Genomic DNA, 9358 nt, shown 5'->3' on the forward strand with positions numbered 1-9358 from the left:
GTCTCCTTCGGGCGCGACCGCAGGCAGCGGTCGCGCAGGCTCTGGAATGACTCCATCGTAAGCACGCAGGCGATCGACGGCCGGGTCTTTGTGAGGCGGCTGACATCACGCTGTCAGCGGACGACGACGGCCGCTCTGCGCATCGGGTGCGCAGGGCGGCCGTCGTGGGGCTGAGCGGATCAGCGCCGGAGATCGCTCACTTGTACTGCCCGATCATGGTGGTCACGTCCAGGGCGGCATCGAGCTGGTCCTCGGTGAGCTTCTCGCCGTCCACGTAGCCGAGCTCGACGGTCGCCTCACGGACCGTGACCTTGTTGGCCACCGCGTGCTTGGCGATCTTGGCGGCGGACTCGTAGCCGATCGCCTTGTTCAGCGGGGTCACGATCGAGGGGGAGGCCTCGGCCAGGAAGCGGCAGCGGTCCTCGTTGGCGGTGAGGCCGTCGATCATCTTCTCGGCCATGACCGTTGAGGTGTTGGCCAGCAGGCGGATCGACTCGAGCAGGTTGGCGGCCATCACGGGGATGCCCACGTTGAGTTCGAACGCGCCGTTGGTGGCGGACAGCGACACAGTGGTGTCGTTGCCGATGACCTGGGCGCTGACCTGGATCGCGGCCTCGCAGATCACGGGGTTGACCTTGCCCGGCATGATCGACGAGCCCGGCTGCAGGTCCGGGATGGCGATCTCGCCCAGACCGGTGTTGGGACCGGAGCCCATCCAGCGCAGGTCGTTGTTGATCTTCATGTAGGAGTACGCGATGGTGCGCAGCTGCCCGGAGGCCTCGACCAGGCCGTCGCGGTTGGCCTGCGCCTCGAAGTGGTTGCGCGCCTCGGTGATCGGCAGGCCCGTCTCCTCGCCGAGCAGCTCGATCACGCGCGTCGAGAAGCCGTCCGGGGTGTTGATGCCGGTGCCCACAGCGGTGCCGCCGAGCGGGACCTCGGCCACACGCGGCAGCGAGGACTGGACGCGCTCGATGCCGTAGCGCACCTGCGCGGCGTAGCCGCCGAACTCCTGGCCCAGGGTCACCGGGGTGGCGTCCATGAGGTGGGTGCGTCCGGACTTCACGATGCCCGAGAACTCTTCGGCCTTCTTCTCCAGCGACGCGGCCAGGGTCTCCATGGCCGGGATCAGCTCGTTGCTCAGCGCGGCGGTCACGGCCACGTGCACGGAGGTGGGGAAGACGTCGTTCGAGGATTGCGAGGCGTTGACGTGGTCGTTCGGGTGCACGGTGACGTCCGCGGAGGCCAGCTCGTCCGAGGCCAGCTCGTCCGAGGCCAGCTTGGAGAGGACCTCGTTGGTGTTCATGTTGGACGAGGTGCCGGAGCCGGTCTGGAAGACGTCGATCGGGAACTGGTCGTCGAACTCGCCGGCGGCCACGCGATCCGCGGCGCTGCGGATCGCCTCGGCGCGCTGGGCGTCCAGGACGCCGAGCTCCTGGTTGGCCTTGGCGGCGGCCTTCTTGACCTGGGCCAGCGCCCGGATGTGCTGGCGCTCCAGGGTCTTGCCCGAGATCGGGAAGTTCTGGACGGCGCGCTGGGTCTGAGCGCTGTAGAGGGCGTCCGCGGGTACGCGGACCTCGCCCATGGTGTCGTGCTCGATGCGGTATTCGGACGTGTTCTCAGTCATGGGGCCAGTCTAGAGTCCCGCCGGACCGCTCGCAGGGCGCAGCGGCCCGGCCGCAGATCAGCCCTGGTGCTCGACGGCGCCGTGCTCGGGGACGTCCAGCCACGAGCCGTGGCCGAAGGTGAGCTTGGCGCGGCCGTGCTGCAGGCTGTAGCACATGCCCACGATCGCGACCCGGCCCATGGACACGGCGGAGGCGATCGAGCGGGACTGATCGAGGATGCGGTGGGCCACCATCTCGACGTTGGCCTCCACGATCTCGTCGACCGAGTCCCGGCCCGCGCGCTGGCTGTCGAGGACGGCCGGCATGATGCGCTCGACGAGCGAGCGCTGGAAGCCGCGCGGCATCTCGCCGCTGCGCACCGACTCGCGCGTGGCCGTGACGGCTCCGCAGCTGTCGTGGCCGAGGATCACGATCAGCGGGACGTTGAGCACCTCGACCGAGTACTCGAGGGTTCCGATCACGGCGTCGTCGATGACCTGCCCGGCGGTGCGGACCACGAAGGTGTCGCCCAGGCCCAGGTCGAAGATGATCTCTGCGGCCAGGCGGGAGTCCGAGCAGCCGAAGATCGTGGCGAACGGGTTCTGCGACTGCGTCAGGGACTCGCGCCGAGAGGCGTTCTGGTTCGGGTGCTCCGAGGTGCCCTCCACGAACCGGAGGTTGCCGGCCTGCAGCTTCTCCAAGGCCTGGCGTGGGGTCAGCTGCGCTGCGGCGGCAGCAGGCGCGGTCGCCGTCGGCTGCTCGGCCGACGGGGAGGCGGCCTCGAGGGTCTCCTCGACGGCAGGTGCGGGTGACGGCTGCTCGGGGGCGGTCTGCGCGTCCGTGCGCGTTGCGGCGGTCATGGGATCCTCCTGGGTTGGATGGAAGTAGGCGGGTGTAAGGGAAGGGGTGCGGCTCAGGCGCTGTCGTCGGCGGCGTCCGCGACGGCCTGGGCTGCGTGGTCGAACTCGGAGTCGGAGGCGGTGCCCTGCAGGATCACCGTGGTGCCCTCGACCTCGCCGATCCAGGCGGTGCGCTGCTCGTCGTCCTCGTCCTCGCCGAAGTGGACCTCCCACTCGATGCCTCCGGCCTCAACGGTGTCCGCCTGCGGCAGCGAGTCGATCTGCTCGAGGGTCCAGGTGGGGTTGGCCTGATCGGTCTGGATCAGCCCGATGAAGCCGCCGCGCGGGGTCACCCAGCCGGCATCCCAGGAGTCCACGCCGTCGGACTGCTGGCCCTCCCAGCGGGCGTAGTTGGGGCTCCAGCCCTCGCCGAGGTCGGGGACGAGGGGATCGAAGTCCGCGACGTCGGCCGCGTAGCCGGCCTCGCGCTGCACGTCGACGTCCGGGCGGTAGGTCTGGGCATCGGGGCGCGGCTGCAGGAAGTAGAAGACCAGCACGATCGCGATGAGCACCGCCATGGACAGCACCATGGCCCGCGCCGGGGCGTTGACGCGCTTGGCCTGCTTCTGCGTCAGCTGGGGGACTACCGGCGGCTCCTGGTCGGCGCCGCTGCCGCGGTCCTGGCCGGCCTGCTGCGGCTGAGCCTCCTGCGCTTCGGGCTCCGGGCCTGCTGTCTGCACGGGCCGCCCCTCGGGGGCCCGTCGGGGCGCGGGGTCGGTGGGGGCGGGGGCTGCCCTCGAACCGGTCCTGCTGCTGTCGTCGTTCTGCGTCACGCCCCCATTGTGCCCCGCCCGCGCAGCGCCGGGCGAACCGCCCCGGGCGCCGGGGCGGGTTCGCTCGCCCCCGACGTCCGCCGCGGCCCAGCGCCGGGCCACGGGCCGGGACCTCGGTGCGCAGATCGCAGGTGTACTGGGCGCTGCGCCACTGGGGATCCTCGCCGATCCGCGAGGCGGAGATCACGACGGCCTCGCGCTCGTTCAGCCGCAGGATCTGCGAGACGTACCGCGGCAGGCTCCGTGGCTCGCGACCGCCGGTGCGCCAGGCGCTGTCCGAGCCGGGATCTCTCAGCCCCGGATCCCTGCTGAGCTCTTCGGTCTCTCCCATGTCTGCTCCTGTTCGACGGGCGGTCTCGGTCGCTGGATGCTCGGTCGGTGCTCTCGTGCGCTGCGGTCGGGCTCAGTCCATGAGATGCACCAGCTCGGAGAAGGGACGTCGGCCTGCGGGGCGCCCGTCCTGCTCGACGCACAGCTGCCCGACCATCTCGGCGAACTCGACGGCAGTCAGCACCTGCAGACCCTTCGACGGCTCCTCGGCTCGCAGCTGGATGGGCCTTCCATCGGCGCTGTGCACCACGAGGAGCGCGCGGACCCTCAGACGGCGGAACCGGCACTGCATGTGGAGGGCCACCCGCGCCGCGCTGAGCCCGATCGGGGCTCCGGCCGTGCCGTGGGCCCGCAGCCCATCGGCCGAGTGCGACCAAAAGCCGCCGGGCAGGAAATGGGACTCGACGACCAGCAGGAGCCTGCCGGACAGCACCGCGTGGTCGACGAACGGCTCGAAACCGTGATCCGGGCGCAGATTGTGCACGATGCGCGCATGGGGGGATGCGGAGGATCTCATCGAGCAGCTGACTCGTGAGGGCCTGCGCCCTGCCCTTCGAGTCGACTCTGAGGCGTCGTGCAGGATCCCCCCCCCTGCGGGTGCCGGAGGAGCGTCTGGACGAAGATGAGGTCGCTGGCCCACATGGGGAACTCCCCGGGCGCGGCCCCCACGGCCGACGAATCGGAGTGGGCAGGGATGTATTCGGTGCCCAGGTCCGGGAAGATCCACACGATCAGGAGATAGCTGATGTACACGGCGAGCACGAGCAGAGGCAGGGCGCGCAGCATCGCAGCGCTCCGGGGTGCTTGGAGATGTTCGAGAACATGAATTTCTACAGACGCCTCGATGAGGATGGCCACGCAGAAGGCGACCCTTCCGACTCCGAGGCCCGTGAGGATTCCTAGGCCGATCCGGCCCATCAGCACGGCATTCATGGCGGCCAGCGCCGCCAGGCAGACGAAGAGCATCAGGAACCAGGGCTCACCCTGCTTCTGCTCTCCCAGCAGAGCATGGGCTCGCCGCTGCCGGACCTGCTGCCGCCGTCCGGGGCGAGGCTCCTCGGGCAGCCGTCGGCGCAGGGGGGAGCAGCCGGCGGTGCGTCATGAGGCGCGTCCTCGGAGACCTCGTACAGCGTGGGAGTCGACACGGTGCTCCTGGTCCGGTGGTCTACAGCGATCGGATCCTGCCGCGAGGCCCGCGCGCAGCGCTGCTCTCGGACGGCACGCTGATCTGCCTGCCGGGCTGCAGGCACCGCGCATATGTCAGGGCGGCATGCGACGGCACGGCCCTTCCTCGCCCGGGCCGCCGCAGGTGAGCACAGGGGTGCGGACGGTCACGGGCCTGAACTGATGACGTGCCCGCCCTCCCTCCCTCCAGCCCGTTTCGCCGCTACTCTGGGAGACGTATATCGATGACGACGACGTCCTACGAGTACTCGACGGTGAGGAACCCCAGTGGCAGATCAGACCACCACCCAGTCCGCCCCCGACCGCAACCTGGCGCTCGAGCTGGTCCGCGTGACCGAGGCGGCGGCGATCGCCGCAGGCCACTGGGTCGGCGCCGGCGACAAGAACAGCGCGGACGGCGCGGCTGTGGATGCCATGCGCTCGTTCCTGTCCACCGTCGACTTCAACGGCACCGTCGTGATCGGCGAGGGGGAGAAGGACGAGGCCCCCATGCTCTTCAACGGCGAGCAGGTCGGCGAGGGCACCGGCCCCGCCAGTGACATCGCCGTGGATCCCATCGACGGCACCCGCCTGACCGCCCTGGGCATGAACAACGCCCTGTCCGTGATCGCCGTGGCAGATGGCGGCGCCATGTTCGACCCCTCCGCGGTGTTCTACATGGAGAAGCTCGTGGTGGGCCCCGAGGCCGCCGACTTCGTGGATCTGCGCCTGCCGGTCAAGCAGAACCTCCACCTGGTCGCCCGCGCCAAGGGCGTGCCCGTCAACCAGCTGACCGTCTGCGTGCTCGATCGCCCGCGCCACGAGGGCCTGGTCGACGAGATCCGCGCCACCGGCGCCCGCACGCGCATGATCCTCGACGGCGACGTCGCAGGCGCGATCGCCGCCTGCCGCGCCGGCACCGGCGTGGACGTCATGATGGGCACCGGCGGGACCCCCGAGGGCATCGTGACCGCATGTGCGATCAAGGCCACCGGCGGCGTCATCCAGGGCCGCCTGGCCCCCATCGACGACGACGAGCGCCAGCGCGCGATGGACGCCGGCCATGACCTGGACCGCGTGCTGACCACCGATGACCTGGTCACCACGGACAACTGCTTCTTCGCGGCCACCGGCATCACCGACGGCGACCTCCTGCGCGGCGTGCGCTACCGGGGCGACAGGATCTCCACGCAGTCGATCGTCATGCGCTCGCGCTCCGGCACGGTCCGCGTGGTCGAGGCCGAGCACGTGGCCGAGAAGTGGTCCAAGTACTCCCGCTGAGACCTTCGCCCGAGCCGCTGTGCGGCTCGACGCCACGGGGCCCGGACCGTCAGGTCCGGGCCCCGTGGCCTTAGACTGTGCTCGATCTCAGCCCCTGGCGCGCTGGCTCACGCGCGCTTCAGGCACCGCCGACCAGCAGCGCCCGCGTCGCGAGGGCGCGCCCCCGTTGCTCATGCCGCTAAGGAGTCTGCCATCGTGGCCCTGTCCGTCACCTCCACCCAGCATCAGAGGACGTGGGATGCCACCGTCCGCGTGACCGGGGGCCACCCCCTGCAGCTGTGGGGGATCGGGCAGTCGCAGGCAGCGGCGGAGCCCGAGCTGAAGCTGGATCGGGTGGTGGTCCGCGATGAGGCCGATCGGATGGTCGGCTACGGGCAGCTGCAGATCCGCCGCGAGAACGTGGGCCGCGACGCCGAGGCCCTGCTGGTGGCCGAGTGCCTCAACGTCCACTCCAACCGCGCCAGCACCATCCCGGCCCTGCTGGAGGCCCTGGCCAAGCATGCCGCCGGGCAGTGGGGCGCAGCCCTGTTCAGCGTCGAGCTCGACGCCCCCAGCAGCCCCGAGCTGGTCGCCGCTTTGCGCGAGCACGGCTGGCAGCGCACCGGCGAGACCTCCGAGACCGAGGGTGGGCCCCGACGCCTGCGCGTGAACCTGGGGCGCAGCGAGTCGGATCTGTCCTCGCGGCTGTCCCGGGCGACCCTGGATCGGTGCCGCGCCGGGCTGAAGGTCTCGGACGTGGCGGTCCGCGAGATCACCACCCGGTCCGGAGATCTGCGGGCGGCCGGGCTGCGGACGGAGCAGATCGGCAGGCTGCTGCGCGAGCTCGGCCAGGACTCGCTGCTGCTCGTGGCGACCCAGGAGCGCGAGGGCCAGGAGCCGGCGGCCCTGGGCTACCTCTGGTTCGTGCACACGGTCGGGCAGGCCATGCTCTATCGGGTCGGCTTCACCCGCACGGCCCGCGAGCTGGGCATCGACGACGCCCTGCTGCTCACCGGTGCCGTCGAGCTGCAGAAGCGCGGGGTCCAGCGCCTCGACGGCGGTGACGCCGCCGATCCCGAGGTCCCCACGGTGGTGCGCGAGCTCGCCGACGTCGAGCGCACCATCCTGGGCGCGTGGCGCAAACCGCTGGGTGCGCAGACCATGGCCGCTGCCGAGCCGCCCCAGGCAGAGGCGGCCGAGCAGAAGAAGACCGACAAGCCCGGCAAGCGCCGCCGAGGGCTGCTCCGTCTGACTCGCTCCGAGGCGCCCGCAACGGCCTCGCCGGAGCCGGCGGATCAGGTCACGAGCGAACCGGAGCGGACCGTGGCCTCGGATGCCGATGCCGCCGCCGATCGCGCCGCCGCGCAGCGCCGTCGTGATCTCCGCCGGCAGATCAGCTCGGACCTGGGCGTCGAGGTCACCGATCAGACGCCGCCGGTCACTGCCATCGGAGGGGCTGTTGCCGGTGCCTCCGAGCCGGAGGCCGGCAAGGACGGGGTGCCCGGCGGCGTGGGTGCCTCGGGCGAGGACCGCAGCCCCCGCAATCGCAGCCCCAAGGCCGGGGGGAAGGCCGAGCGCAAGCAGGCCAAGGCCCGCAAGCGCCAGAAGGCGGAGGCTCGCAGCGAGGGGACAGGCGCTGAGGATGCGCGGCCCGACGGCGGCAGCTCGGCTGATGCGGTGCCCGTCGACAAGACGGCTGCCGGAGGCGACACCGAGGAGATTGCCGCGCAGGCCGCACCGCAGCACTCGCCGGACGCGACCCGCGAACAGCAGCAGCCGGCCGCGGCGGTCTCCACCGCGGCCGTCGACGAGGCCCCGGTGCGCCCCGTCGAGGTGGACGTCGACGCCGCGCGGCGCGAACGGGAGTTCAAGGCGGAGCAGCGCCGTGCCGAGCGGGTCGCGCAGAAGGCCGATGACATCGAGGCCACGCAGAAGCCGAGGCGCGAGCCGATCGGAAAGCGTCTGCGCCGCGAGGCCGGCGGAGCCATCCGCGATGCCCTGGGGCGCTGACAGCCCCTGGTCGAACGGCCCATGACAAGAGGCCCCGAGCGATCTGCGCTCGGGGCCTCTTCCCTCTGGCGGGCAGGCGGCTCAGCGGCCGGAGCGGGCGCGCAGCCGCTCGCGCACCGACGAGGCGCGCTGGGCGGCTGCCCCGGGCGCGCGCTTGAGGGCCGAGGGCCCTTCCTGGCGCAGCGTGCTCAGCGCGGCGCGGGCGTCGGTGCGGGCGGCGCCGAGGCCCTCGCGCAGGGCGCGGGCGGTCGTGTAGGTCGCGTAGCCGCCCTTGGAGACCGGCAGATCCCAGGTCCCGGGGTACTCGACCGGGCTGCCGCCGAAGGACTTCTTGAACTGGGTGAAGCCGAACCACTCGTGCTCCGGGCCTGCGTCGTCCGGGGCGGTGCCGAACAGATCGAAGGTGCTCAGCCCCTTCTCCTTGGCGTCCAGGAACATCCGCACGACCAGCGGCTTGCCCGCGGAGAGCTTCCGGTGCGCGACATCCATGGAGGCGTGGGCGTAGGTGCGGGTGTCATCCGAGTCGTAGACCAGGGAGGCGCCGATCGGCTCGCCCTCCAGGCGCGCGATGTAGAGCACCGCGGCCCCGCGGGGCATGAGGACCTCGGCGGCGGTGCGCAGGTAGTCGTCGTGCTGGCGGGTGAAGCCCTTGCGCTCGGCGGTCTGCTCCAGGAAGCGCAGCAGCACGGAGATCGTCTCGGGCTCCGTGTGGGCGGTGTAGGTCACGCCCTTCTTGTGGATGTTGCGGTGCAGATTGCGGTTGGTGGACTCCATGTCCTTGATGAGCGCGTCCTCGTCCTGCGTGAGGTCGATCAGCTGCGTGTGCCCCGGCTGCAGGTGCCGGGGGGAGGGGCGGAAGCCGCGCCTGCGCATGGCCCGGTCCATGGACTCGGTGCCGGTCTGGATCTCGGCGAAAGCCGGCTCGACGCGCACGAACCAGCAGCCGTGCTCCTGCGCCGCCTGGCGCAGCGAGGCCATGGCGGCCTCGAAGGACTCGACGGAATCGGCGATCGGCCCGTACGGCGCGTAGAGGTAGCGCCCGGTGCGACCGCCTTCGACGGTGGCCTGCCAGGACCATCCCTGTCCGGAGTCCTGGAGCACGGTGTGGCCCAGGGCGCGCTGGAAGTCCGCCCATGGTTCGGTCTGCAGAATATTCGTCACGCCCCCACTGTACCGGTTCAGGCCTCGGGCCCGGGGGCCCCCCGCGGGGGGGGGGGGCCGGGGCCCCCCCCCCCCCCCCCCGGGGGGGGGGGGGGGGGCCGCTTCGTCATCCCCGCCGGCGGTCATCAGGACGTGATGCGCCTCAAGCTCCGATCCG

The 9358-nt window shown here is 71.4% G+C and carries 8 protein-coding genes; 2 read left to right on the forward strand and 6 right to left on the reverse strand.

Annotated elements, in window-relative coordinates:
* Nucleotides 1-196: 196 nt before the first annotated feature.
* From M3E84_RS02740 to M3E84_RS02760, 5 genes are all read right to left on the reverse strand, one after another.
* Nucleotides 197-1624 (reverse strand): class II fumarate hydratase, encoded by a 1428-nt coding sequence (locus M3E84_RS02740; RefSeq protein ID WP_259894472.1) that lies wholly within the window; start codon nucleotides 1622-1624, stop codon nucleotides 197-199.
* 57 nt (nucleotides 1625-1681) lie between these two features.
* Nucleotides 1682-2464, reverse strand: coding sequence for a carbonic anhydrase (locus M3E84_RS02745; RefSeq protein WP_259894473.1), 783 nt, complete (start codon nucleotides 2462-2464; stop codon nucleotides 1682-1684).
* A gap of 53 nt (nucleotides 2465-2517) precedes the next feature.
* Entirely contained in the window at nucleotides 2518-3276 is a 759-nt protein-coding gene (locus M3E84_RS02750) for a DUF4245 domain-containing protein (RefSeq protein ID WP_259894474.1), read from the reverse strand.
* Between the two features lie 403 nt (nucleotides 3277-3679).
* On the reverse strand, nucleotides 3680-4123 hold the full coding sequence (locus M3E84_RS02755; protein WP_259894475.1) for a hypothetical protein: 444 nt from the start codon (nucleotides 4121-4123) through the stop codon (nucleotides 3680-3682).
* On the reverse strand, nucleotides 4120-4572 hold the full coding sequence (locus M3E84_RS02760; protein WP_259894476.1) for a hypothetical protein: 453 nt from the start codon (nucleotides 4570-4572) through the stop codon (nucleotides 4120-4122). Before M3E84_RS02760 ends, M3E84_RS02755 begins: the two co-directional genes overlap by 4 nt.
* Nucleotides 4573-5058: 486 nt before the next feature.
* Here M3E84_RS02760 and glpX point away from each other — a divergent pair, with 486 nt between their 5' ends.
* On the forward strand, nucleotides 5059-6051 hold the full coding sequence (glpX, locus tag M3E84_RS02765) for a class II fructose-bisphosphatase (protein ID WP_259894477.1): 993 nt from the start codon (nucleotides 5059-5061) through the stop codon (nucleotides 6049-6051).
* 195 nt (nucleotides 6052-6246) lie between these two features.
* Nucleotides 6247-8040 carry a hypothetical protein gene (locus tag M3E84_RS02770; RefSeq protein WP_259894478.1) on the forward strand — a complete coding sequence of 598 codons (1794 nt, stop codon included), beginning with the start codon at nucleotides 6247-6249 and terminating at the stop codon, nucleotides 8038-8040.
* Between the two features lie 81 nt (nucleotides 8041-8121).
* Here the strand turns inward: M3E84_RS02770 and M3E84_RS02775 are convergent, their stop codons facing one another.
* On the reverse strand, nucleotides 8122-9201 hold the full coding sequence (locus M3E84_RS02775) for a peptidoglycan bridge formation glycyltransferase FemA/FemB family protein (RefSeq protein WP_259894479.1): 1080 nt from the start codon (nucleotides 9199-9201) through the stop codon (nucleotides 8122-8124).
* Nucleotides 9202-9358 lie beyond the last annotated feature (157 nt).

Source organism: Kocuria sp. p3-SID1428 (assembly GCF_025149945.1).
Classification (GTDB): Bacteria; Actinomycetota; Actinomycetes; order Actinomycetales; family Micrococcaceae; genus Kocuria.